Source organism: Bacillus sp. 205(2023), assembly GCF_037027485.1.
Taxonomy (GTDB): Bacteria; Bacillota; Bacilli; order Bacillales; family Bacillaceae; genus Bacillus; species Bacillus halotolerans.
In genome coordinates, this window is the sequence record NZ_JAXCHF010000018.1 from 15222 (window position 1) to 38514 (window position 23293).

24 protein-coding genes and 1 pseudogene are annotated in these 23293 nt (G+C 42.2%); 10 read left to right on the plus strand and 15 right to left on the minus strand.

Features of this window, described 5'->3' with window-relative positions:
• Positions 1-82 precede the first annotated feature (82 nt).
• Complete coding sequence (ctaA, locus tag WA325_RS20585) at positions 83-1003, plus strand: heme A synthase CtaA (RefSeq protein WP_105954175.1); 921 nt, start codon at positions 83-85, stop codon at positions 1001-1003.
• A 428-nt stretch (positions 1004-1431) separates the two neighbouring features.
• On the opposite strand, the gene pyc is transcribed toward ctaA, so the two are convergent.
• From pyc to glsA, 4 genes are all read right to left on the minus strand, one after another.
• The gene (pyc, locus tag WA325_RS20590; RefSeq protein WP_105954174.1) at positions 1432-4878 is read right to left on the minus strand and encodes a pyruvate carboxylase; all 3447 of its coding nucleotides are present in this window, start codon (positions 4876-4878) and stop codon (positions 1432-1434) included.
• A 74-nt stretch (positions 4879-4952) separates the two neighbouring features.
• Positions 4953-6164: an FtsW/RodA/SpoVE family cell cycle protein gene (locus WA325_RS20595; RefSeq protein ID WP_105954173.1), complete on the minus strand. Its 1212-nt coding sequence runs from the start codon at positions 6162-6164 to the stop codon at positions 4953-4955.
• A gap of 203 nt (positions 6165-6367) precedes the next feature.
• Complete coding sequence (locus WA325_RS20600) at positions 6368-6649, minus strand: YlaN family protein (RefSeq protein ID WP_003221339.1); 282 nt, start codon at positions 6647-6649, stop codon at positions 6368-6370.
• A 97-nt stretch (positions 6650-6746) separates the two neighbouring features.
• Positions 6747-7676, minus strand: a complete 930-nt coding sequence (gene glsA / locus WA325_RS20605) for a glutaminase A (protein WP_105954172.1) — start codon at positions 7674-7676, stop codon at positions 6747-6749.
• Between the two features lie 103 nt (positions 7677-7779).
• Between glsA and WA325_RS20610 the strand changes: the two genes are divergently transcribed.
• Positions 7780-8265 (plus strand): hypothetical protein, encoded by a 486-nt coding sequence (locus WA325_RS20610; protein ID WP_105954171.1) that lies wholly within the window; start codon positions 7780-7782, stop codon positions 8263-8265.
• Positions 8266-8269: 4 nt separating this feature from the next.
• On the opposite strand, the gene WA325_RS20615 is transcribed toward WA325_RS20610, so the two are convergent.
• Positions 8270-9598 (minus strand): PhoH family protein, encoded by a 1329-nt coding sequence (locus WA325_RS20615; RefSeq protein WP_024121278.1) that lies wholly within the window; start codon positions 9596-9598, stop codon positions 8270-8272.
• Positions 9599-9755: 157 nt separating this feature from the next.
• Between WA325_RS20615 and WA325_RS20620 the strand changes: the two genes are divergently transcribed.
• On the plus strand, positions 9756-10385 hold the full coding sequence (locus WA325_RS20620) for a YhcN/YlaJ family sporulation lipoprotein (RefSeq protein WP_024121277.1): 630 nt from the start codon (positions 9756-9758) through the stop codon (positions 10383-10385).
• Positions 10386-10471: 86 nt separating this feature from the next.
• Complete coding sequence (locus tag WA325_RS20625) at positions 10472-10681, plus strand: YlaI family protein (RefSeq protein WP_105954170.1); 210 nt, start codon at positions 10472-10474, stop codon at positions 10679-10681.
• A gap of 59 nt (positions 10682-10740) precedes the next feature.
• Here the strand turns inward: WA325_RS20625 and WA325_RS20630 are convergent, their stop codons facing one another.
• Complete coding sequence (locus tag WA325_RS20630) at positions 10741-11058, minus strand: YlaH-like family protein (protein WP_024121276.1); 318 nt, start codon at positions 11056-11058, stop codon at positions 10741-10743.
• Positions 11059-11113: 55 nt separating this feature from the next.
• A complete protein-coding gene (gene typA / locus WA325_RS20635) occupies positions 11114-12952 on the minus strand; it encodes a translational GTPase TypA (protein ID WP_010334118.1) in 1839 nt (612 codons plus the stop codon).
• Between the two features lie 111 nt (positions 12953-13063).
• Here typA and WA325_RS20640 point away from each other — a divergent pair, with 111 nt between their 5' ends.
• Both WA325_RS20640 and WA325_RS20645 read left to right on the plus strand, forming a co-directional pair.
• Positions 13064-13252 (plus strand): YlaF family protein, encoded by a 189-nt coding sequence (locus WA325_RS20640; RefSeq protein WP_010334117.1) that lies wholly within the window; start codon positions 13064-13066, stop codon positions 13250-13252.
• Between the two features lie 272 nt (positions 13253-13524).
• Entirely contained in the window at positions 13525-14130 is a 606-nt protein-coding gene (locus WA325_RS20645) for a hypothetical protein (RefSeq protein WP_193660477.1), read from the plus strand.
• Positions 14131-14174: 44 nt separating this feature from the next.
• On the opposite strand, the gene WA325_RS20650 is transcribed toward WA325_RS20645, so the two are convergent.
• From WA325_RS20650 to WA325_RS20665, 4 genes are read right to left on the minus strand one after another with little or no spacing between them, the layout of a single operon-like run.
• Positions 14175-14468 (minus strand): anti-sigma factor family protein, encoded by a 294-nt coding sequence (locus WA325_RS20650; RefSeq protein ID WP_105992121.1) that lies wholly within the window; start codon positions 14466-14468, stop codon positions 14175-14177.
• The gene (locus WA325_RS20655) at positions 14465-14986 is read right to left on the minus strand and encodes a sigma-70 family RNA polymerase sigma factor (protein WP_105992128.1); all 522 of its coding nucleotides are present in this window, start codon (positions 14984-14986) and stop codon (positions 14465-14467) included. The genes WA325_RS20650 and WA325_RS20655 overlap by 4 nt, the downstream gene beginning before the upstream one ends.
• Positions 14986-15246, minus strand: a complete 261-nt coding sequence (locus WA325_RS20660) for a hypothetical protein (protein WP_248336832.1) — start codon at positions 15244-15246, stop codon at positions 14986-14988. The genes WA325_RS20655 and WA325_RS20660 overlap by 1 nt, the downstream gene beginning before the upstream one ends.
• Positions 15236-17176 (minus strand): hypothetical protein, encoded by a 1941-nt coding sequence (locus WA325_RS20665; protein ID WP_336184143.1) that lies wholly within the window; start codon positions 17174-17176, stop codon positions 15236-15238. The genes WA325_RS20660 and WA325_RS20665 overlap by 11 nt, the downstream gene beginning before the upstream one ends.
• Positions 17177-17464: 288 nt before the next feature.
• On the opposite strand from WA325_RS20665, the gene WA325_RS20670 reads away from it, so the two are divergent.
• From WA325_RS20670 to WA325_RS20675, 3 genes and pseudogenes are all read left to right on the plus strand, one after another.
• A complete protein-coding gene (locus tag WA325_RS20670) occupies positions 17465-19030 on the plus strand; it encodes a M4 family metallopeptidase (protein ID WP_336184144.1) in 1566 nt (521 codons plus the stop codon).
• Between the two features lie 23 nt (positions 19031-19053).
• A pseudogene (locus WA325_RS21520) lies at positions 19054-19314 on the plus strand (Rrf2 family transcriptional regulator); the annotation flags it as partial.
• Between the two features lie 377 nt (positions 19315-19691).
• Positions 19692-20606 carry a class I SAM-dependent methyltransferase gene (locus tag WA325_RS20675; RefSeq protein ID WP_248336838.1) on the plus strand — a complete coding sequence of 305 codons (915 nt, stop codon included), beginning with the start codon at positions 19692-19694 and terminating at the stop codon, positions 20604-20606.
• A 99-nt stretch (positions 20607-20705) separates the two neighbouring features.
• Here the strand turns inward: WA325_RS20675 and WA325_RS20680 are convergent, their stop codons facing one another.
• The 3 genes from WA325_RS20680 to WA325_RS20690 all read right to left on the minus strand — a co-directional run bounded on the left by WA325_RS20680 (position 20706) and on the right by WA325_RS20690 (position 22271).
• Positions 20706-21122, minus strand: a complete 417-nt coding sequence (locus WA325_RS20680; protein WP_336184145.1) for a GNAT family N-acetyltransferase — start codon at positions 21120-21122, stop codon at positions 20706-20708.
• Between the two features lie 25 nt (positions 21123-21147).
• The gene (gene suhB / locus WA325_RS20685) at positions 21148-21945 is read right to left on the minus strand and encodes an inositol-1-monophosphatase (RefSeq protein WP_105992125.1); all 798 of its coding nucleotides are present in this window, start codon (positions 21943-21945) and stop codon (positions 21148-21150) included.
• Positions 21946-22082: 137 nt separating this feature from the next.
• Positions 22083-22271, minus strand: coding sequence for a hypothetical protein (locus WA325_RS20690; RefSeq protein WP_010334110.1), 189 nt, complete (start codon positions 22269-22271; stop codon positions 22083-22085).
• A 238-nt stretch (positions 22272-22509) separates the two neighbouring features.
• Here WA325_RS20690 and WA325_RS20695 point away from each other — a divergent pair, with 238 nt between their 5' ends.
• Positions 22510-23148, plus strand: a complete 639-nt coding sequence (locus tag WA325_RS20695; RefSeq protein WP_059292842.1) for a YktB family protein — start codon at positions 22510-22512, stop codon at positions 23146-23148.
• A gap of 60 nt (positions 23149-23208) precedes the next feature.
• Here WA325_RS20695 and WA325_RS20700 read toward each other — a convergent pair.
• The coding region (locus WA325_RS20700) for an IS3 family transposase (RefSeq protein ID WP_134980913.1) at positions 23209-23293 on the minus strand (85 nt) is incomplete at its 5' end.

The following is a 23293-nucleotide window of genomic DNA, read 5'->3' on the forward strand; positions in this document are numbered from 1 at the left end:
AAGAATTGCCACAAAACACATATTCGCTTACACTTGGTACGTATAAAAAATTGCAGCAGTTTGTTAAGAAGGTGAATATTGTATGAATAAAGCATTAAAAGCTCTCGGTGTTTTGACAACATTTGTGATGCTTATTGTTTTAATCGGGGGAGCCCTCGTTACTAAAACAGGTTCAGGCCAAGGATGCGGCAGACAGTGGCCGCTGTGCCACGGGCGTTTCTTCCCTGAACTGAATCCCGCTTCTATTATTGAATGGAGCCACAGATTCGCAAGCGGCATCTCAATTATTCTTGTATTAAGCCTTGCCTTTTGGTCATGGAGAAAAATCACACCTGTTTTCCGTGAAACAACGTTTCTCGCCATCATGTCCATTATCTTTTTGTTTCTTCAGGCACTGCTTGGCGCGTTGGCTGTCGTGTTCGGTTCAAACGCGCTTATTATGGCGCTACATTTTGGGATTTCACTCATTTCTTTTGCGTCTGTTTTAATATTAACTTTGCTTATATTTGAAGCTGATAAATCAGCCAGAAAACTGGTCAAACCGCTTCAAATCGGCAAGAAAATGCAATTTCACATGATAGGTATTTTGATATATTCCTATATCGTTGTGTATACTGGCGCATACGTAAGACATACAGAATCCAGTCTGGCGTGTCCTGATGTGCCGCTGTGCAGCCCGCTGAACAATGGACTTCCGACCCAATTCCACGAATGGGTGCAAATGGGGCACAGAACTGCAGCCTTGCTCCTGTTTGTATGGATTATCGTTGCCGCTGTTCATGCGATTACTTCCTATAAAGAACAAAAGCAAATCTTTTGGGGCTGGATTTCGTGTCTTATTTTTATCACGTTACAGGCACTATCCGGCATTATGATCGTGTATTCTGAACTGGCGCTGGGCTTTGCGCTTGCGCACTCATTTTTTATTGCCTGCCTGTTTGGGGTTTTATGCTACTTCTTATTATTGATTGCACGCTTTCGTTACGAATCAAGACGGGCATAAGGCATAAGACACAAGACCAAAGCTTTTATACGCTTTGGTCTTTTTTATCATTCCATTTCGGCAGCTTCATATAATTCAACTTTCGGTTTGCATACTGAACTTGATGATTTATATAAGGTTTGGATAATCTCGGGCGATGATGTATTCTAAACGCGCTGCTCAATCGATGTTAGGGACAGGATTTTAATTAAAATAACTTTCCCCCAAGAAGTCATTTCATTCTCACCAGAAAAGAAGCCGTAATTATACGAAGCTTATTAAGCATCCCTCCTTGATCAGCATTTCTCATTCCTGCACCCGCGAGCAGACAACCAATGCGCCCTTCACACACATTTGAAACAGCCCCCGCTCGTTGCAGCAGCTGCACGTTCATATCTCGTTTTTCACTAAAAAAGAGTGTATATCAAATGATATACACTCTTTTTTGATTATGCTTTTTCAATTTCGAGAAGCAGATCTCCCGTTTGGATCGGCTCTCCATTTTTCACATGAATCTGTTTGATTGTTCCTGAGAATGGCGCCTGAACCGTTGTTTCCATTTTCATGGCTTCGTTGATCATCAAATGATCACCTTTATCAACTTTGGCACCCGCTTCTGTCAGTACCTTGATGACAGTTCCAGGCATAGAAGCCGCAATATGACTAGGATTTGTACGGTCTGCTTTTAATCTTTCCTGAACAGAAGACTTAATGCTTTCGTCCTTTATGACCACTTCACGCGGCTGGCCGTTCAGTTCGAAATAGATCACACGAGTTGCATCCGGCTGAGGTTCACCGATTGAAATCAGTTTGACGATCAGCGTTTTCCCGCGTTCAATTTCCACTTCTATTTCTTCGCCTAATGTCATGCCATAGAAGAAGGTCGGAGTATCTAATACCGAAATATTTCCATAGCTTTCAGCAGTTTTTACATAATCAGAGAAGACTTTAGGATAAAGGGCGTACGCCAAAGCATCCTGGTCTGAGATCTCCAGATTATGCTGCTCTTTAAACTCCTGTTTGATCGCTTCAAAGGATACCGGCTCAAGCAGTTCTCCCGGTCTCACTGTGATCGGCTCCTGCCCTTTTAAAATGAGCTTTTGAAGTTTTTCCGGGAATCCGCCATGAGGCTGTCCAATATTTCCTTTGAAAAGCTCAATAACAGAATCAGGGAAATCTAATGATTCGCCTTTTTCGTAAATGTCCTTTTCAGTCAGGTTATTTTGCACCATGTACAGCGCCATATCCCCGACTACTTTAGAGGAAGGCGTAACCTTCACGATATCACCGAACATATCATTTACTCGTCTGTACATCTCTTTGACTTCGTTCCAGCGATCGCCCAGGCCTACTCCCTTCGCCTGCTGCTGCAGGTTACTGTATTGGCCTCCAGGCATTTCATGCTCATAAATTTCAGTATGCGGAGACTTCATCCCGCTTTCAAATTCACTATAATATTTACGAACTGATTCCCAATACTGGGATAGTAATTCCACGCCTTGCACGTTCATTTCCGGACGGCGGGAGTTGCCTTCCATCGCATGGTAAAATCCGCTCGCGCTAGGCTGCGATGTTAAGCCAGCCATTGAGCTGACCGCCACGTCCACGATATCAACGCCTGCTTCTACTGCTTTTGCATACATATAAATTCCGTTGCCGCTCGTATCATGCGTATGAAGATGAACCGGAATATTGATCGTTTCTTTCAGCGCAGACACCAGCTCATATGCAGCTTGCGGTTTTAACAGACCTGCCATATCTTTAATTCCGAGAATATGGGCCCCTGCAGCCTCAAGCTCCTTCGCCATAGAGGTATAATAAGCGAGATCATATTTTGTACGGGTTTTATCAAGAATATCACCTGTATAACAAATTGCCGCTTCAGCCACTTTACCTGAATCCCGAACGGCATCGATGGCTAACGTCATCCCTTTTACCCAGTTTAAGCTGTCGAAAATACGGAAAACATCAATACCGGATTGAGCGGATTGCTTCACAAATTCTTTAATCACATTATCCGGATAATTCGTATAGCCGACAGCGTTTGAGGAGCGAAGCAGCATCTGGAACAGCGTATTCGGCACTTCCTTGCGGAGGTCCTCCAGACGCTTCCATGGATCTTCCTTCAGGAAGCGGTAGGCTACATCGAAGGTCGCGCCTCCCCACATTTCCATGCTGAACAGCTCCGGCCATAACGCAGCCGTCGGATTAGCGATTTTTTTCAAATCATGTGATCTGAATCTAGTCGCCAGTAAAGACTGATGGGCATCCCGGAATGTTGTATCAGTTAATAGAACAGATTTCTGTTCCTTAACCCAATTTGCAAGCCCTTCAGCGCCTTTTTCATCTAGAATCTGTTTTGTTCCTCTTGCAGGCTGCTGATCAACGTCGACTTTTACAGCTAACGGCTTGTCAAACGCCGGTTTTTCTTTTTTGCCGATTCCAGGGAAACCATTCACGGTCACATTCCCGATGTAAGTAAGCATTTTTGTTCCGCGGTCTTTCTGTTTAGGGAAATTAAACAACTCAGGCGTTGTATCAATGAAAGACGTATCATATTGTCCTGTCAGAAACTTTTCATGCTTTGCGACATTTTCAAGGAACGGAATGTTTGTTTTAATTCCTCTGATTCTAAACTCCTGAAGGTTTCGAACCATTTTGGCCGCCGCCTGTTCAAACGTTAAAGCCCAAGTTGAAAGCTTAACGAGCAGTGAATCGTAATATGGCGTAATCACGGCGCCTTGGAAGCTGTTTCCTGTATCAAGACGAACACCAAAGCCTCCGCCTGAACGGTAAGCCATGATTTTCCCTGTGTCAGGCATAAAATCATTTTGCGGATCTTCAGTCGTTACCCGTGACTGAATCGCATAGCCGATTGTAAAAATGTCCTTCTGCTCCGGAATATTGACTTTTTTGCTATGTAGGCTGTGGCCTTGGGCAACAAGTATCTGTGTCTGCACAATATCAACACCGGTAATCATTTCAGTAATTGTATGCTCAACTTGGACACGCGGATTTACTTCTATAAAATAAAACTCGTTGTTCGCGACAAGGAATTCAACCGTACCAGCATTTATATAGTTCACATTTTTAGCAAGCGCAACCGCAGCTTCACAAATTTGGTCTCTCAATTCAGTTGACAGCGAAACGCTCGGCGCTACTTCGATTACCTTTTGGTGGCGTCTTTGAACGGAACAATCCCGTTCAAATAGATGAATCACGTTTCCCTGATTGTCTCCAATAACCTGGACCTCAATATGCTTAGGGTTTTCAATCAGTTTCTCTACATATACTTCATCATTGCCAAAGGCTGCTTTTGCCTCTGATTTCGCACGTTCATATGCTTCTTTGACTTCACTTTCGCTTCTGACAATTCTCATGCCGCGGCCGCCGCCGCCAAGCGAAGCTTTAATAATAATCGGATAACCGTGAGTTTGTCCGAATTGTTCGACTGCTTCAAGCGTTTCTGCAGGGCCGTCGCTTCCTGGTATAACAGGAATTCCGGCTTTTTCCGCCTGCTCACGCGCTTTTACCTTATCACCAAACATATCTAAATGTTCAGAAGTCGGACCAATGAACACGATTCCTTCTTCTTCACAGCGCCTTGCGAAATGTATATTTTCAGATAAGAAACCATATCCCGGGTGGATCGCATCCACCTTGTTTCTTTTCGCAATATCAATAATACCTTCAATATCCAGGTAGGCATCAATTGGTTTTTTCCCTTCGCCAACCAGGTACGCTTCATCGGCTTTGTAACGATGATAGGAACCGGAATCTTCTTTTGAATAAACCGCAACTGTACGAACATTCAATTCTGTACAAGCGCGGAATATACGGATTGCAATTTCTCCCCTGTTTGCTACTAACACTTTTTGTATCGATTGCTGTGACAAACTTTTTTCCCCCTTACCCGAATGGAATATAATCTATCATATCGGAATATCCTTCACGTGTACACACTTGTTTTTTACAGATAAACAGTTTTTTCAAGCTGCTTCTTTTTCATTTCCTTTGGCGCCAAGGACTCTCTCTTTTTCTTATTCTCTGAATATTTCACAAACATGCTGATATTGATTAATATCCCCATGCTTCCCAATAATAGCAGTAAAGAAGAGCCTCCGTAGCTGATAAATGGCAGCGTAACACCCGTAATCGGGATTAGCCCGCTGACACCGCCAAGGTTAATAAACGATTGTACGGCAATCATGCTTGAAATGCCGATTGCCAGAAGACTTCCAAACGGGTCCTCGCATTTTCTCGCAATATAGAAACCTTTTAATACGATAAAGCCCAGCAGGAAAACAACAAACAATACCCCAAAAATGCCAAGTTCTTCAGCAATCACGGCCATGATAAAGTCAGTATGGGATTCTGGAAGATACCCGTATTTTTGGATACTTTCACCGAGTCCGAGACCGAAAATACCGCCCGATCCAATCGCATAATAAGAATTGATCACTTGCAAACCAGATGAATCCGCATATTTAAACGGATCTTCCAGACTCTCAAAACGAGCTAAACGCCCTTTAGTTAAAATGTCATCCTTATTTAAATAAATAAGCGGGCTGACCAGGATTAAAACAATTCCGCCCAGCAAAACTAGCCTTGCCAGCGTCTTTCCGCTGAAACCAGAGCACAAAATCATACACGTTGCGATTATGGCGATAATCATCGCTGTACCAAAATCAGGCTGCATGGCAATTAAACCGCAAATAATAACCGTCATCACCACAGGAGGCGCAACTCCCGTTAACAGGTGATCAATATAGCTTTGTTTTTTTGCATATACAGCTGCTAGATATAAAATGACCACCAGCTTGACAAATTCACCCGGCTGGATACTCATTCCGCCGATTTTAAACCAGCTTTGCGCATTTCCGGCAACATGCCCGAATACAAACAGTGAGATAAGCGCAAACACAGAAGCAAGCAGCATTACTTTTTGAAACTTTTGATGAGCCAGTGCTTTGTAAGGAAACACGGCCATAACAATAAAAAGGATTCCTCCTGCAATTAAAGCAAACAGCTGCCGCATGAAAAAATAATTACTGCTCACCCCATACCGAGAAACAGCCGTAATCATACTTGAGCTGTACACCATCACTAAACCGAATCCGCATAGTAAAACAATTGCGAATATCAGTGAGTAATCATAAGATTTTAGCATTTTTTTTAACATAACATCCTCTTCCCTGCTTCCAACTTCCATTACCTATGGTTTTTATGTATTTATATTTTTTATTTTACTACAATTTATCAAATGACACGAAGATTCTCTATACGATTCGGATGAAATGCACAAAAAGAGACCGTCATGATACGGTGAAAAAAGCAAGCGGTTATAAAAAAACCCAAACTGTTAATTAGTTTGAGTTTTATCATTTATTTACCTGTAAACGCGTCGTGCAAAGCAGACAATTCGCGTTCTAATGTGTATAAAAGGTCTTTTCCATCTTTTTCGTCAACCAATCCCAGGCGGACAGCAAAATCGATTTCCCTCGAAAGTCCGAACATTTGAGTATCTAATACCTCTTCATATAGAGGACATTGAGGCATCGTTAAGTTATCCATTTGTACTCGGATCAGCTTCAAAATCTTCTCAGCGTCAACTTTCAGTAGCTCAAAAGCTTTTTGCCGATGGTCAACTATCATCTCTGAAGCCAAAAGTATCCCTCCGTTCCCCAGGCGAGTACCTAATTCTTCTATTTATCATAAAGGGTATCAGCAGAAAATGCAAGAGGATTTAAACAGATGACATAAATTAAAAAATACTCAGCTTGTACGTTTCAGACATTATTTTCATAAGCTTTACACCTGCAATGCTGTTCCCTTTTTCATCCAAAGCCGGGCCGAAAATGCCGATGCCAAAATCATAGGGTGAAATGCCCATAATCCCTCCTGATACTCCGCTTTTCGCAGGAATTCCGACCTTAATCGCAAATTCTCCGCTTGCATTATACATTCCGCAGGTGACCATAAACGTCTTGCAAATTCTCGCGACATCTTTTGAAATGACTTGTTCTCCTGTTTCTGGGTGCCTGCCGTTGAGCGCAAACACAGACCCGATTTTTGCTAAATCAAGACTGTTCATCTCAATCGCACATTGCTTCGTATATAAATCCATTACTGCTTCCACATCATCCTCAAAAATCCCGTACTGCTTCATATAATAACACATCGCCCGATTAATCATAGATGTGCTGTATTCAGACTCTGCTACGTCCCGGCAGTAGGTGATGCCTTGGTTGTTTGTCAGTTTTCTGATGAAAGAAAGGAGATAATCGAGTCTCTCTTTAGACGTTTGTCCTTTCAACAAGCTGGTGACAACCAATGCTCCGGCATTTATCATAGGATTTAGCGGTTTGCTCGGATTCACGGTTTCAAGCTTAATGATTGAATTAAACGGATCACCGGTCGGCTCCTGTCCGACATAACTGAAGACTCTGTCCTTGCCGTATTCCATTAACACAAGGGCAAGCGAGAGCACTTTCGATATACTTTGAAGAGTAAATGTCTTTTCTACGTCACCCGCTGACAGACAAGTATTATTGGAATAATAAATCGCTACCGAGAGATCGTGCTGATCAGCTTTTGCTAAAGCGGGAATATAGCTGGCCACCTCTCCCTTGTCTGTCACCTTTTTCGCTTCTTTCACTAACGCTTCCAGCTCGTCATTATGCCGGCATACCATGCGACCACCCTCGCTCCCTGAGCATCTCAATACATATAATTTGTTACACAAAGTGACAATTCATGCGAAAACTTTTATAATTTTGAGAGAAGGGGGTTATACCATGAGCGTTATACAAGTAAAAGGCAATGTTACATATCCGATTACGATTGATCCGAGCGTATGGATTTTTGATGATCGCAAATTTTCATTTGACCGTAAAGGGGACGGCCAAGAAGTCAATTTTCATACGGCTGAGAATGAATCTGGCCTTGATACTGAACGTGTTATTAGAGAAGGACGGATTGCGCCGCCTACATTAAAGACGGAAAAACAATTTGAGAAACAAAAACTGATGAACGGCAGCTTCGCAATGAAATTGGGAAATGTGCTGAAAAATGCCGAGCCGCTCAGCTCTGCATCACAATGTGTATTTATTACAAGTTCCGGTAAAGCCGCCGTTCCTCTTGAAACCGCGCTGAACAGTATTGTCCATTTCAGCCAGGCGGGCAAGCCGATTCAGGAAGGCGGCCCGGTTCATATTTATTTTGAAGATCCAGTTGATCACGAACAGCCAATCACCAATATAAAAGAGATCGACATCATTTAAATCGTCACAGCAAGTCAGCGGCAAGCTGGGCAAGCCCGGATCTCTCACCTTTTAAAAGCTTCACACTGCCGGAGATGGGTTGTCCTTTAAACCGCTCAACGACATATGCCAGACCATTATTCAGACTGTCTAAATATGGGTGATCAATCTGTTCAGGATCGCCCATTAAGACAATTTTACTGCCTTCTCCCACTCTTGTAAGAAGTGTTTTCACTTCATGCCTGGTCAAATTTTGCGCTTCATCAATGATTATAAATTGATCAGGAATGCTTCTCCCTCTGATATACGTCAGCGCCTCTACCTGGATCGAACCGATCCCCGCCAAAATCGCCTCGAGCTCTCCCGGTTTCTTGGCATTAAACAGAAACTCTAAGTTATCAAAAATCGGCTGCATCCAAGGCTTTAGCTTCTCCTCTTTTTCACCCGGCAAGTATCCGATATCCTTTCCGACAGGAACAATCGGCCTTGCCACGACCAGCTTTTTATATATCCCTAAATCTTCTGTCTGTAAAAGCCCCGCTGCCAAAGCAAGCAACGTTTTCCCGGTTCCGGCTTTTCCGATCAGCGTCACCAGCGGAATATCTTCTCGCAGCAAAAGCTCTAACGCCATTGTCTGCTGAACATTTCTTGGCCTGATTCCCCATACGTGTTCATCATCAAACACAAGTCTTTTTAGGACCGTGCCCGTTTTATCCGCAATACCGACGGCAGAGGACGACCCTCCTAATTCATCCTTCATTAAGGCAAACTGGTTTGGGTAAAATGCATGCTGCTTCATATCCTGAACTGAAATTTGTTTTTTTCCGTAAAAAGAGCTAAATAGCTGCTGGTTTATATATAAATCCTTATATCCGCTGTACATTTCATCATTGTCCACAACCCTGTCATTTAAGAAATCTTCAGCAAGAAGGCCGATGGCATCCGCTTTGACTCTGACTAATACATCCTTGCTGACAAGGATCACAGGCCTACCGTCTTCCTTCGTCTCTTCTTCAAGGCTTAAGTTTTTAGCAACGGCTAATATACGATTATCATTCGTTTTTTCGATAAAGATTTCTTGAAGCTGGTGAAAGGAGCGGTGGTTCAATTCAATTCGCAGCGTTCCCCCCGTATCAAGCGGAACCTTCTCATGCAGCCTCCCCTTCAGTCTTAGCGCGTCTATCAGCTTAGATACGTGCCTCGCATTCCTCCCAACTTCGTCCATATATCGTTTCTTGGAATCAACCTCTTCTAAAACGACAGCAGGGATGACAACTTCATTTTCTTCAAAAGAAAAAATAGCGTTAGGATCCTGTAATAACACATTCGTATCTAACACATAAATTTTACTCAAGTCTCAGCCTCCTGATATAAGGGTGGTCAAAGTTCTTCCTGCTTCTCTTACGATGAAAAAGGTGAATGCCTGCTAAAATATATGTTTTTGTGAATAAAGATAGAAGGTTAATTCAACAATAAAATTAATGAATGCATTTCAAGGAGGGAAACCGCAAGTGCGAATTCTTTTCATTATCATACAGCTCACACTCATTTTGTCCGCATGCGCTGTTCAACAGGGAAGACAGGAGCAAAATATTGAAAAAGAATCAACAAGACAGCAGGAAACAAAACCGATTCACGTAAAGGACACATCTCAGGAAACAAAAGACAATGGAACTAGAACTGATATTGCCAAGCATCTTGTCGGCGTTGCAGAAAAAGTGCCGGATGTTAAGGATGCGACAGCTGTTGTGCTTGGAGGATATGCTGTAGTAGGAATTGACGTAGACGATAACCTGGATAGAAGCAAAGTCGAAACCATCAAATACTCTGTGGCACAGGCTTTAAAAAATGATCGGCACGGCGCCAATGCAGTTGTGGTTGCTGATCCTGATACCGTCAGCCGTCTCAATGAAATGGGAAGAGAGATCAGTGAAGGCCGTCCTGTTACGGGGATTTTAGATGAACTGGCCGCGATTGTCGGCCGGGTGCTTCCGGAAGTGCCTAACGATGTGATTGACGATGAGGATGAACCGCAAACCAAGCAGCAAAACGATCAATTAAACAGAAAGCAAGAGAAGGAAATGGAAACGGAACAAAACGATCAATCTGATCATCATATGAAAAAGAACAATAATGATTAAGCTAGAGCCCTTGCGGCTTTAGCTTTTTCTTATTTTGGACAGCATCTGATCCATGATATAATGCATATTAGAGTGAAAGAGGTGATATGATGAGGGTCCAATGTTCCATTTGCGATAAAATTGAAACGATTGATGATGAAACCCTGATCGCGAAACGGCTGAGAAACCGTCCGATCCATACATATATGTGCCAGGAATGCCATGACCGAATTGCCCAAAAAACAGAAGAACGGCTGAAAACCGGAAAGTTCACATTTCACCCTGGACAGCAGAAGAAAGAAAAAGTTAAAAAATAAAGCGGCAGCTATTCATACAGAATACAAAAAAAAGACTCAGCGAGATGCTGAGTCTTTTTTCATGATTTTGCGGACTGTTCCTTTTTCGACTGATACAGCCGAATTTTGTAAATGATTAAAATCAATGCAGCGACGACCAATCCCTCTGCCACAGGCAAAAATACACCGAGAAAAGTCAAAACAGTGCAGCCTAAAGCCAGAAATAAGTACACCACTGCTGATTTTAATACCGGAAGCCGTTTTGCAAATCCAAGCTTAAACACAATAACAGCTAAAACAAAAATGGTGCCATACAGCAGCCACATGCCTGCTGCTGGCTGCCGGTCCACTTGATATAGAGCGGCGAAGAACGACAGGCGTTCGCTTACGTCATTCAAAAAGATTCCCTCCCCTGCAGCGTACGGGTTCTATCTTTTCAAATTCTGCAAGGGATTAAGACAATCCTGCTGTTTTTTTCTTTTTAGCCGCTTTTTCACGTTCGTTTTTATTAAGGATTTTCTTTCTTAAACGGATGGATTCAGGCGTTACTTCGCAGTATTCATCTTCGTTTAAGTACTCTAAAGATTCTTCAAGAGACATGATGCGCGCTTTTTTAATTGTTGTTGTTTGATCTTTTGTTGCAGAGCGGACGTTTGTCTGCTGTTTCATTTTGCTGACATTGACAACAAGGTCGTTGTCACGGTTATGCTCTCCGACAATCATTCCTTCATAAACTTCAGTACCAGGTTCAACAAAGATCACACCGCGGTCTTCAATTCCTTGAATTCCGTAAGATGTCGCTTTTCCGTTTTCCATTGACACAAGCACACCTTGACGGCGTCCGCCGACTTGGCCCGCCTGCATCGGCTGGTAACTGTCAAACGTATGGTTCAGGATACCGAAGCCGCGTGTTAATGACAGGAACTCTGTTGAGTAACCGATCAATCCGCGGGAAGGCACTGTAAAGATTAAACGGACTTGGCCGTTACCGTTGTTAATCATATCGATCATTTCACCTTTACGCGCTCCCATTGATTCCATTACAGAGCCTGTATGCTCTTCCGGAACATCAATTTGCACGCGCTCTACAGGCTCACAGCGTACACCGTCAATTTCTTTGATGATAACTTCAGGTTTTGACACTTGAAGCTCATAGCCTTCACGGCGCATGTTTTCAATTAAAATAGACAGGTGAAGCTCACCGCGGCCGGAAACCACCCAAGCATCTGGAGAAGCTGTAGGCTCGACACGCAAGCTGACATCAGTCTGCAGCTGTGACTGAAGGCGCTCTTCAATTTTACGGGCTGTTACATATTTCCCTTCACGGCCGGCAAACGGGCTGTTATTCACGACAAATGTCATTTGAAGTGTCGGTTCATCAATGCGAAGCACCGGAAGCGGTTCTTGATGCTCAACAGGACAGACTGTTTCACCGACGTTGATATCTTCCATACCGGAAACCGCAACGAGGTCTCCCGCTTTTGCTTCTTCAATTTCCACCCGTTTTAAGCCTTGGAAACCAAAGATTTTTGTCACACGGAATGATTTAGCTGTACCGTCAAGCTTCATAAGAGAAACCTGCTGACCGACTTTCATCGTACCGCGGAAAACACGTCCGATTCCGATACGGCCTACATAGTCGTTATAATCAAGAAGTGCAACTTGGAATTGAAGCGGCTCATCTGCATTCTCAACAGGTGCCGGAACATGCTTAATAATCGTTTCATATAAAGCTTCCATGTTTTCATCTTGCTGCTTAGGGTCAAGGCTCGCTGTTCCATTAATCGCGGAAGCATATACCACCGGGAATTCGAGCTGTTCTTCATTTGCGTCAAGCTCGATGAACAGGTCAAGAACCTCATCGATAACTTCTTCAGGACGTGCGAAATCACGGTCGATTTTGTTCACAACAACAACCGGGTTCAAATTTTGCTCAAGAGCTTTCTTCAGAACGAAACGAGTTTGAGGCATGCAGCCTTCATATGCGTCAACGACAAGCAGTACGCCGTCAACCATTTTCATAATCCGTTCTACCTCTCCCCCAAAGTCTGCGTGTCCAGGGGTATCCAAAATATTAATGCGTGTATCTTTATAGTTAATCGCAGTATTTTTCGCCAAAATTGTAATGCCGCGTTCGCGTTCAAGATCGTTTGAGTCCATTGCGCGTTCAGCAACTTGTTCGTTGGCACGGAATGTACCAGCCTGGTGTAAAAGCTGATCGACTAGAGTCGTTTTCCCATGGTCAACGTGGGCAATAATCGCGATGTTGCGAAGATCATTTCGAAGTTTCACTTTTTCATCTCCTAAAAAAATTAGATAACTTTCATATTATACCACACATCCTCTTTAAAAGCGTCACGTTTTTCTGTAAACTTATTATAAGACGTAAAAGGGGATGGAAATATGAAAAAAATGAATTGGCTTTTATTATTATTTGCATTTGCAGCGGTTTTCAGCATAATGCTGATCGGCGTCTTTATCGCCGAAAAAAGCGCGTGGGGCATTATCGCCAGCATTGTGCTCGTTTGCGCCGTTATGGGAAGCGGATTTACGTTAAAAAAGAAAATGCGCGAGCAAGGATTACTCGATTAAAAGCTTATCCTTGCTAAAGACATTGTAATCAAAAACACCGCAAATGAATGCGGTGTTTTTTCGTTGCGTAAGGCTTATCTCCCCTGTTTCCTAGGCGGGAAGAAGCAAAACAGCATCCATTTATAGACAATCGTTCTAAATATGACACTTTTAACCAAACGAAAGTGGTTCGACATTGATATACACAAACTACCATAAAGCCTATTTTCCTCACACCAGCCTCTCCCTATAATGGGATTTGTACCACAATTCACAAAAGGGAGAGACGAAACATGAAGAAACCATTTGTAAAAAAAGCCATACTTACAACTGCCGCACTGACCTCAGCCACCCTGCTTACTTTCGGTCCTGATGCCGCAAGCGCAAAAACAGTTAGTCACAGCACACCTGCTTTGCAGGAGACAATCACAAATGAAGACCTGAATACATTTTTCGATTTATTAAATCAATGTATATATGAAGAAGACGGAGTTTATTATTTCGACAGTGAAAAAGCTGTCGAGTTAGGAATGACACAAGAAGAGGCTCAAATCATTGCGAAATTGTGGGAATCGACATCTGAATTTTTCGATATTGTTTCACAATGTGTGTATGTTGAAGACGGCAGCTACAAATTTGATACAGAAAAAGCTGTTGAGCTCGGCTTCACAGAAAAAGAAGCACTCGCGCTTGACCAATTTTTCGCCGCTGTTTCCCTTAAAATTCATATTCTGCAGGCATCCATTGTTTCAGAAGATGGAGCGTACAGCTTTGATAAAGATGCAGCTTTAGAAGCTGGTGCGACACCGGAGCAGGCTGATTTTTATGAAAAGCTCTTCGGTGCACTGTCTCAAGAACAGCTTGCAGCCATCTACCAAATGCTTCATCCGCAAGCTTAATGTAATAAAAGCGCTTGTCCGTAAATCCGGCAAGCGCTTTTCCTTTATATCAGCAGTTTGATGATCAGCATCACAGCAAACACAGCTCCAAACCAGAAGGCTGCTTTAATAATCAGCAAACCATAGTATCTTTGTTTAAAACGGATTTCTTCTTCAGGCAGAACAGCATCTTGAGGGGGCTGTTCATCTTTAAACTCAAAAGGCTCAGACATCTGTTCAAACATTTCTCTGCAGCTGCGGCAGGTGTTTATATGCTTTTCAATGAAGTTTTCCGTTTCTTTTTTGCAATCACCTTCAATATACAGAGGGAGAAGGTCTCTTACTAGAAAGCAGGTCATATCCGCTCCTCCTCTCTTCTTTTCGTCATGTTTTTCTTGAGCTCTAATCTAGCCCGGTGAAGAGTGGTTTTCACTTTCGAAAGGCTCCAGCCTAAGATTTCGGCGATTTCCTCATAAGAAAGCTCTTGAAATTCTCTTAAAATCAAAACGGATTGGTGCTGATCCTTTAGCTGCAGGAGCTCTTGCCGCAACGTATCACTTTTAACCGTCCGCGAAAGATACTGTTCCGGCTGTTCATAAGTGGTTTGCTTCAGTCCTTCATTTAAGCTGATATCAGTAAATTGGTATTTAACTTCCCTTCGGTACCAATTAATAAATGTATGGTGTGCAATCGTATACAGCCACGTTCTGATGGAGGAGTGCCCTTTAAACGAAGCAAGCCCGTTAAAGGCTTTCACAAAAGTGTCCTGAGCTAAATCCTTGGCTGTTTCGAGTTGATGAGTTCTCCGAAATAGATAATTCAAAATCTCGTGGTAATACTGTCGATACAAATTCTCAATCGAATCCTTCTGTTTCATTAAAAATAAAACCACACCGTCATCCAAATGGCCAATAAAATGAAACAGATATACATGGAAGACATATATACTTTCATATGTCTGATTTGGCTCTCATCTTCAGTTCTCTTTGAACAAGTTTCACTTTTTAAGCCTTCCGCATTTTTTTGATATAACGGCTCATGCTGTTTCATCCATTCCATTGATTCATCCTCTAGCTCTCTTTCTTTATATAGGTCGTATAAATCTAAAAACACAGACTCTTTTTCTCTATGATTCATAAAGACTTTTCACCTCTTGAGTTTCTCCATCCACCACATAAGCATCATGACGGTTTGATCCGAACGGCTGAATAATGATCAGCCATGCATAATGACGTTCATTCCCTCTTTGAACGATAATCGGACGCATGCGTTTTTTGTAAATGACATCCTTATATACAGAAGCTACTTTTTCATAAGCCAATTTGCCATCACGATACGTATACGGGAATGAATTATCGGGTGTACCGTTGTAAACATAAACGTTTAGCAACCCTTGATCTTCAAAAAACTCATATGTTTTAGCGGAATCAGAATACACCACCTTATCACTCTGCCTGCTTTTTTTCTTTATTTCTGATACATCCGCTTCGAAGACCGATAACATCTGCTGTTGCAGCTGACTATTTGTCAGTGAATTTTTTCTTTTAATTGGAAGTGAAAGACTTTGCAAACTGCCGGTTTCAGCCTCGAAGGACAAAACCATTCCTTCTTTTGTTTCAACCCGCACCAGGCTTCCAAGCAGGCTGTTACTTTCAATATCTGTAATTTGATAAGGCTGTTGAGGTATTTTCAAAGCTGTAAACATTTCCTTCACTTTGTTGTGTATGTCTTGTTCTGTGATATGAACATGCCGAAGGGAATCAAGCTGATAAATTGAAGGGTCTTCACTAAAGCCCATTAAGGTTTCCTTTTCCCAATAAAATACTGTGCCATCATCATCGTTATCTTTTTTATGAAATTGATTTTTGAGGAATATACGAACGGCTGTCTGACCGTCTTCTTTAGATACTTTTGTTTCGATATGATCCTTACTTAACACTCGTCCGTGTCGCTCAAGAAAAGCGATTGACTTCCGTACGTATTCCTGATCAGCCAGCGTTTTCCCATGTGCCTTTTTCAAGTACTGATAATTACGTATCATCTGGGATATTTCATCAACCTCTGCCTCATAACTCATGCTTTCAAATGAGTAGAAATAATGCACATCCATATTTGTGTTGTGTAAAAATAATGTCTCATCCGTCGGAAAAAATGACTTTAAAATCTGTTCCGCTTTTTCAGATGAAATATGCTCTCCTACAAAATTGAATGTATCGGTGACATTTGCTGGCTTTGATATAGCGAAAGCAACCGTTCCTAAGTTATATATCGGATTTAAGAGCAAAATAAACATCACAATGACAGCGATCGTCAGCCCCTTCTTAATACGCACATAAGCTTTACCTGACTTTTGGAAGAGATGATAACTCATCAAAAACCCCGCCATTGTCAAATAAATCGTATACGGCATTGCAGCACCATAGTCAATTGAAATGTGCTCGGAATATGGCACAAGCAGCAGTACAAGGAGTCCGACAATCAGCGAATAATATAAACCTAGTAAAATCTTATTTGTTCTCCAATACAGTTTGAAAAAAAGCACATTCAATACAATAGGAAGAATGATCATTAAAAAAAGAGAACCGTATACAATCGGCTCGATCTCATCAGGATATTGCTTCCAATACGAAAAGAGACTGAATACCATCTGCACAATCGGCAAGCTGACAACAGCCAGATCAAACGTAAAAAACATCCCTTTTCCGCCATGATCACGAAGCATTAACATATAATGAAAAGCCGTCAGCAGCACATACCCGTATAAGAAAAAATGCAGCAGTGGCAGCAGTTCGTTCCCCTCATCCCTTAAATAAGCGCTGGTAAAGTTCGTTACCTGCACCTGATGAACAAGTTCAACAGACACGCCCGCCAGCAAAACAACCCGTAATAATACTCCAGCAAAAAACAATGTATGGCGCCGATTGATTTTCGGGTGATATGCCAATATATACAGTGCTGCAAGGGCAACAATTGACCATTGAATCAGCAAAGTGCTTTGCCTGCTCAAAATAAAATAACGTTCAAAATGCAATACATAATGACTGAATAAATCAAACACGAACAACAATCCTTTACTTCTTATTAAGGCCTCATCCGGTTAGACAAGCCGCTTGTTAAAAAGTTTCAATAAAAACAAAAATTTCTCATCTCCCCCTTCGATATAAAGACGACATAACTCTTGCAATTCATCCATCACATGACACTTGACTCATCTTGATATTATTCAACAAAAATAAACACAGGACAATTCTATCAATTTTGTCTAGTTATGTTAGTTTTTGTTGAGAATACCAGATTGCTCGTTTAATATAACGATATAAAGATTTTTCAGTATTTTCAAAAAGGGGGATTTATTGTGGGTTTAGGTAAGAAATTGTCCGTCGTTGTCGCTGCTTCGTTTATGAGTTTATCAATCGGCCTTCCGGGTGTTCAGGCTGCTGAGAATGACCAGCTTAAGGAGAATCAAACAAACTTTCTCCCTAAAAGCGCCATTGCACAAACAGAGCTCTCTGCTCCAAATGACAAAGCTGTCAAACAGTTTTTGAAAAAGAACAGCAAAGTGTTTAAAGGCGATCCCGCCAAAAGACTGAAACTTGTGGAAAGCACAACTGACGCTCTTGGGTACAAGCACTTTCGATACGTGCCTGTCATTAACGGAGTGCCTATTAAAGATTCGCAAGTGATCGTTCACGTCGATAAATCTGACAATGTCTATGCGATCAATGGAGAATTGCACAATCAGTCTGCTTCAAAAACAGAAAACAGCCAAAAGGTATCCTCTGACAAAGCACTGGCACTCGCTTTTAAAGCCATTGGCAAATCACCTGACGCCGTTTCTAACGGAAGCGCAAAAAACAGCGATAAAGCAGAGTTAAAAGCGGTAGAAACAGAGGACGGCGGCTATCGTCTGGCTTACGATGTCACGATTCGCTATATCGAACCTGAACCTGCTAACTGGGAAGTCTTAGTGGATGCCGAATCAGGCAGCATTTTAAAACAGCAAAATAAAGTAGAGCATGCAGCCGCAACAGGATCAGGGACAACACTAAAAGGCGCAACAGTTCCTCTGAATATTTCTTATGAAAGCGGCAAATATGTTTTAAGAGATCTGTCAAAACCAACCGGCACTCAAATTATCACATATGATTTACAAAACAGACAAAGCCGCCTTCCGGGAACACTTGTCTCAAGCACAACAAATAAATTCACAACTTCATCACAGCGCGCAGCTGTAGATGCCCACTATAACCTGGGTAAAGTGTACGATTATTTTTACTCGACATTTAAACGAAATAGCTATGACAACAAAGGCAGTAAAATCGTTTCTTCTGTTCACTACGGCAGCCGTTATAATAACGCCGCTTGGACAGGGGATCAAATGATTTACGGTGATGGAGACGGCTCCTTCTTCTCCCCGCTTTCCGGCTCATTGGATGTGACAGCGCATGAAATGACACACGGTGTCACTCAAGAAACAGCCAACCTTGTCTATGAAAATCAGCCTGGGGCATTAAACGAGTCGTTCTCTGATGTATTCGGTTATTTCACTGATACAGAAGACTGGGATATCGGTGAAGACATTACGGTCAGCCAGCCGGCTCTCCGCAGCTTGTCCAATCCGACAAAATATGACCAGCCTGACAATTACGCCAACTATCAAAACCTTCCGAATACAGATGAAGGCGATTACGGCGGTGTACACATAAACAGCGGAATTCCAAACAAAGCCGCTTACAATACCATTACAAGCCTAGGCATATCTAAATCACAACAGATTTATTACCGTGCGTTAACAACGTACCTTACGCCTTATTCCACTTTCAAAGATGCAAAGGCCGCCCTCATTCAGTCTGCCCGTGACCTTTATGGCTCAACTGATGCCGCAAAAGTTGAAGCATCCTGGAAAGCCGTCGGTTTGTAATGTCTAAATGAAAAGCCTGAGATATCTCAGGCTTTTTTCAAGTTTGTTTAAAAATCAGCAGCTGTTTCACGATAGCCGTACATATGACCACCTTGCCTCTGAACAAATCGCAGACAGTGTAAATACAAACTCGGTCATTATCCGCCAAATCAGCCGATTGTTAAAAAAATCGGGCTTCATTGATGTCAAAAGAGATTGTTGAAGAAGGTGAGCTTTTCCACACTCATGAAAACTCTCATCCCGACTGCTGGACCGGAACAAATATACTTCAGGTTCTAGAGCTAGGCACAAGCCGCTTATGTTCATCGCGAGGCGACTCCGCTTCTCATAATGTACGGTGATCAGAATGACGTTGTTCTGTATAAGCAAAGCGCTGATTTATACAGAGCACTTACAAAAGCAGGTCATGGTGAATTATGTATAAAGTAAAAGGTGCCGGACATATCGGTTTACCCAAGACCAAACACTTCGTATTGTAAAAACATTCTTTCATTCTCATTTAAACAGCCAAAAATTGAATAGAAGAATCTTACTCTTCCAGCCTCAAATACATTGACAAAAATTTTTATTTATGCTATAATTTACTATTAATATTTTTGTGTGTATAATAAGATTCTCCTGGCCAGGGGAATCTTATTTTTGTTTATCAGGAGGACATGATATGAGGGAAAATGAGTCCAGTTTAACAGCTTTGATATCAGCATTTAGCCGAGCCTATCACAGTCAATATGATACACCTGAAATTTTTGACGATTATCTCGCCAAAGACCTTATTTCTGAAAAAGAGTTTTCTGATATTAGTCAAAATATGATACAAGGCATACAGTTTTTCAATAAAGATATTGCCCGAAAGTTTCAAGATGACCCAGAAGAGATACTAAAGTGGATTACACAAGTCCAGCTTTCCCCTACGCCCTTAGCTCGAGCAGCATATTGTGAGAAAGTATTTCGCAACGAAGTGGTGCTGGGAGCAAAACAGTATGTCATTCTTGGCGCCGGGTTAGATACATTCTGCTTCCGGCATCCAGAGCTGGAAGACAGCTTAGACATATTTGAAATTGATTACCCGGCTACACAGCAATTGAAAAAGAAAAGACTGGATGATGCAAGGCTTACTATTCCAGCGAATCTTCATTTGGTTCCTATGGACTTTACCAAAACGTTTTCATATCAGCCTCTCTTAAATGAAGGCTTTGATAACCAAAAAACGTTCTTCAGCCTTTTAGGCGTTTCTTATTATTTGACGAAAGAAGAGAATAAAAGCCTGCTTAACCAATTATTTGCCCATGTCCCCTCCGGAAGCTCTATCGTTTTTGATTACGCAGACGAAACGCTCTTTGAAACAAAAGGAAAGTCTAATAGAGTTGAACATATGGTGAAAATGGCTTCAGCAAGCGGTGAACCGATGAAATCGTGTTTTACTTATCTTGAAATCGAAAAAGCATTAGATTCAGCTGGTTTACTCATCTATGAACATGTATCACCAGCCGAAATCAATGACCTTTTCTTCAAGAAACGAACGGATTATTTGTCAGCGTTTGAAACCATTCATTATATACATGCCGTAAAAAAATAACCCCCCTGGTTCTTCACCAGGCTCGCCTCTCAATCGACGGTGAAGGATTGGGAGGTTTTTTTGCACATGAAAATAAGCTGCCGTCATGTATACGGCAGCTTAAACTAAAGGCTTTACCATGATTATGTACAGCTTGTCACCCTCATCTTTCTCCGTCTTGAGCTGTTCAAAGCCGCATTGGCTCAAAAACAGGATCCATTCATTCCGGTCAATCGGAACCGCTGTAAATAGTGCTCTATGTTTGTCTTGAAGTGATTGGCCGATCTGTTCAATGATCTTCCTGGCATGTCCCTTTCTTTCTTCAACAGGATCAACCAGCACTGTTCCCAGCCATGGCTTTCCGTTGGAAGGAGCCCATTCAAGATGATAACTGACGGCAACAGGCAGACCGTTTTTTTCCCAAACAAGCCATGATCCGTTATACATCGAGTAGGAGATCATATAGCTTTCTGCATCTTTCTCCCCAAACTCCTCCTCTTTCCATACAGGATGAGCCTCCGCGAGCATCTCCAACAAGCAGAGGTCGTCCTGCTCAAATGGCCTACTTTCCAGCATGAAGATACTCTTCAAATATTGTTTTATGTATAGATGGGTTTCCGGCCAGCACACAGTGATTTTCTAAAAAGGTGAACGGTTCGCCTTCAGTCGTTGTATAAATGCCCCCTACTTCGTTTAACAGCACACAGCCGGCTGCGTAATCCCAAGGAGCAAGCCGCATCGTAATGTAAGCGTCAATTCTTCCCGCAGCGACGTTTGCCAGTTCTAGAGCGGCAGATCCATAGGAGCGTGTTCCTCTCACCCTTTTCACAAGCGGTGCCAGCACACCCGGGTCAATTCTTCTGTTTTCCGTCACCCATGTCGCATTAATGGCTAGAATCGCTTCTTCAATAACGGTTTCCTTTAAAGGAGACAGCTTCGTATCATTCATATAAGCACCTTTACCGCTAATCGCGTGATACAGTTCATCATGCACCACATCGTAGATTAATCCTATTTTTCCTTTTCCATTTTCAAAAATACCGATTGAGATTGCAAAATTTCTTTGCTGGTGCACAAAATTCATCGTGCCGTCAATCGGATCGATAATCCAGACGACACCTTCCAACGAATGAAGTTTGTCTCCTTGTCCTTCTTCTCCGAGTATGCGATGCCCCGGAAAGGTTTCTTGGATGCGGTCGATAAAAAACTTTTCCGTTTCCTTGTCAATATTGGTGACTAAATCATTCGGATTTGATTTTGTTTCAATTGTCAGGCTTTCATGCATCGACTGTTTAATTCTTGCGCCTGCTTCTTTTATCCATTTCTTTGCAGTCTCATCAATTTCCGTCCAATTTGTCATTCATACGTACCTCTTTTCTATGTAGACCTTTATTTTATAGGATACTGATAACGGCGGTGAAAAAGCAAGGAAAATGAAAAATATGCCTTCTCACGTAAAAACGAACCATTCACGCGGTTCGTTTTCACTATAGCTTTTTACCCGTTGAGGCGAATCCATTCTTTTCTGAGACGTTCAAGTTTGTTTTTGCTTAGCTCAATTTGTTCGTCATTTTCCTTTTGCATTGCCTCATAAAGGGTTGCCAATTCATAATCAACCTCTAGTCTCCAGACAGCTACACGGTTGTTTTTCTCTTCCCTAAATCCCTCTTTCACAACTTGCCTCATTGTCTTTCGCCCCTTCCAGAGATCATTTGTTTTAAAAAAGCATCCCATTTTGCCATTCAACAATGATACTTCTTATATCCTATGATTCTTCTATTTACCTGTAACATGATTCTGAAAATTGTGTGTTTACCTATTCGTTTATTACCACATTCCCCCTCTCTTCAAACGCGTGCTCATCTTTTTGCTGCGCGTTCTAACTGTGATAAAATATGTATACTTAGCATGAAGGAGGAAAATCATGACACAAATGCGTTTTACTGAAGAAGACTTTAACACATTTACAATAGACGGCTTAGACGCACGCATGGAGGTGTTAAAAGAGCGGGTTCGTCCGAAGCTGACTGCTTTAGGTGAGCACTTTGCCCCGACATTATCCGCTTTAACCGGAGATGAAATGTTTCCCCATGTGGCCAAGCATGCAAGGAGATCAGTCAACCCTCCTGCAGACAGCTGGGTGGCATTCGCAAACAGCAAAAGAGGCTATAAAAAACTGCCGCATTTTCAAATCGGCTTGTGGGAGAGCCATGTTTTTGTATGGTTCGCGATCATTTATGAGTCCCCTATAAAAGAAGAATACGGCAAATTGCTTGAAGCGAATCAAGACAGCGTTACCAATCACATTCCAGACAGCTTTGTTTGGTCTGCAGATCACACAAAACCAGGGGTCCATAAGCAGTCAGAAATGGACAAGGAACAGCTCAAGACACTGTTTGAACGGTTGCAGACAATAAAAAAAGCCGAGCTGTTATGCGGCATTCAGCTTCAAAAAGAAGAGGTGCTGAATATGAATAACCAAGAATTCCTTCAACGAATCGACGGTGCCTTCCAGCAGCTTGCATTTCTGTACCGCTTAACCCAAAAAGTATCACAAGCATAAAAAAAGAGCCGGGACCTTTGGGACTGACCCCCGTTTTTGAGACAGGGATCAAAACACCTTTTATACAGCCAATTGCCGATAGCTTATCGGTGATTGGCTGTTTAGTTTCGTTTGAATACGAATGTTGTTATAATAATAAATGTAT

Coding starts and splice junctions, on each gene's coding strand:
- ctaA (WP_105954175.1), top strand. CDS start 83: ATGAATAAAGCATTAAAAGCTCTCGGTGTTTTGACAACATTTGTGATG.
- WA325_RS20595 (WP_105954173.1), bottom strand. CDS start 6,164: ATGTTAAAAAAAATGCTAAAATCTTATGATTACTCACTGATATTCGCA.
- glsA (WP_105954172.1), bottom strand. CDS start 7,676: ATGGTATGCCGGCATAATGACGAGCTGGAAGCGTTAGTGAAAGAAGCG.
- WA325_RS20610 (WP_105954171.1), top strand. CDS start 7,780: ATGAGCGTTATACAAGTAAAAGGCAATGTTACATATCCGATTACGATT.
- WA325_RS20625 (WP_105954170.1), top strand. CDS start 10,472: ATGATGAGGGTCCAATGTTCCATTTGCGATAAAATTGAAACGATTGAT.
- WA325_RS20640 (WP_010334117.1), top strand. CDS start 13,064: ATGAAAAAAATGAATTGGCTTTTATTATTATTTGCATTTGCAGCGGTT.
- WA325_RS20645 (WP_193660477.1), top strand. CDS start 13,525: ATGAAGAAACCATTTGTAAAAAAAGCCATACTTACAACTGCCGCACTG.
- WA325_RS20650 (WP_105992121.1), bottom strand. CDS start 14,468: ATGACCTGCTTTCTAGTAAGAGACCTTCTCCCTCTGTATATTGAAGGT.
- WA325_RS20655 (WP_105992128.1), bottom strand. CDS start 14,986: ATGAAACAGAAGGATTCGATTGAGAATTTGTATCGACAGTATTACCAC.
- WA325_RS20660 (WP_248336832.1), bottom strand. CDS start 15,246: ATGAATCATAGAGAAAAAGAGTCTGTGTTTTTAGATTTATACGACCTA.
- WA325_RS20675 (WP_248336838.1), top strand. CDS start 19,692: ATGAGGGAAAATGAGTCCAGTTTAACAGCTTTGATATCAGCATTTAGC.
- suhB (WP_105992125.1), bottom strand. CDS start 21,945: ATGACAAATTGGACGGAAATTGATGAGACTGCAAAGAAATGGATAAAA.
- WA325_RS20690 (WP_010334110.1), bottom strand. CDS start 22,271: ATGAGGCAAGTTGTGAAAGAGGGATTTAGGGAAGAGAAAAACAACCGT.
- WA325_RS20695 (WP_059292842.1), top strand. CDS start 22,510: ATGACACAAATGCGTTTTACTGAAGAAGACTTTAACACATTTACAATA.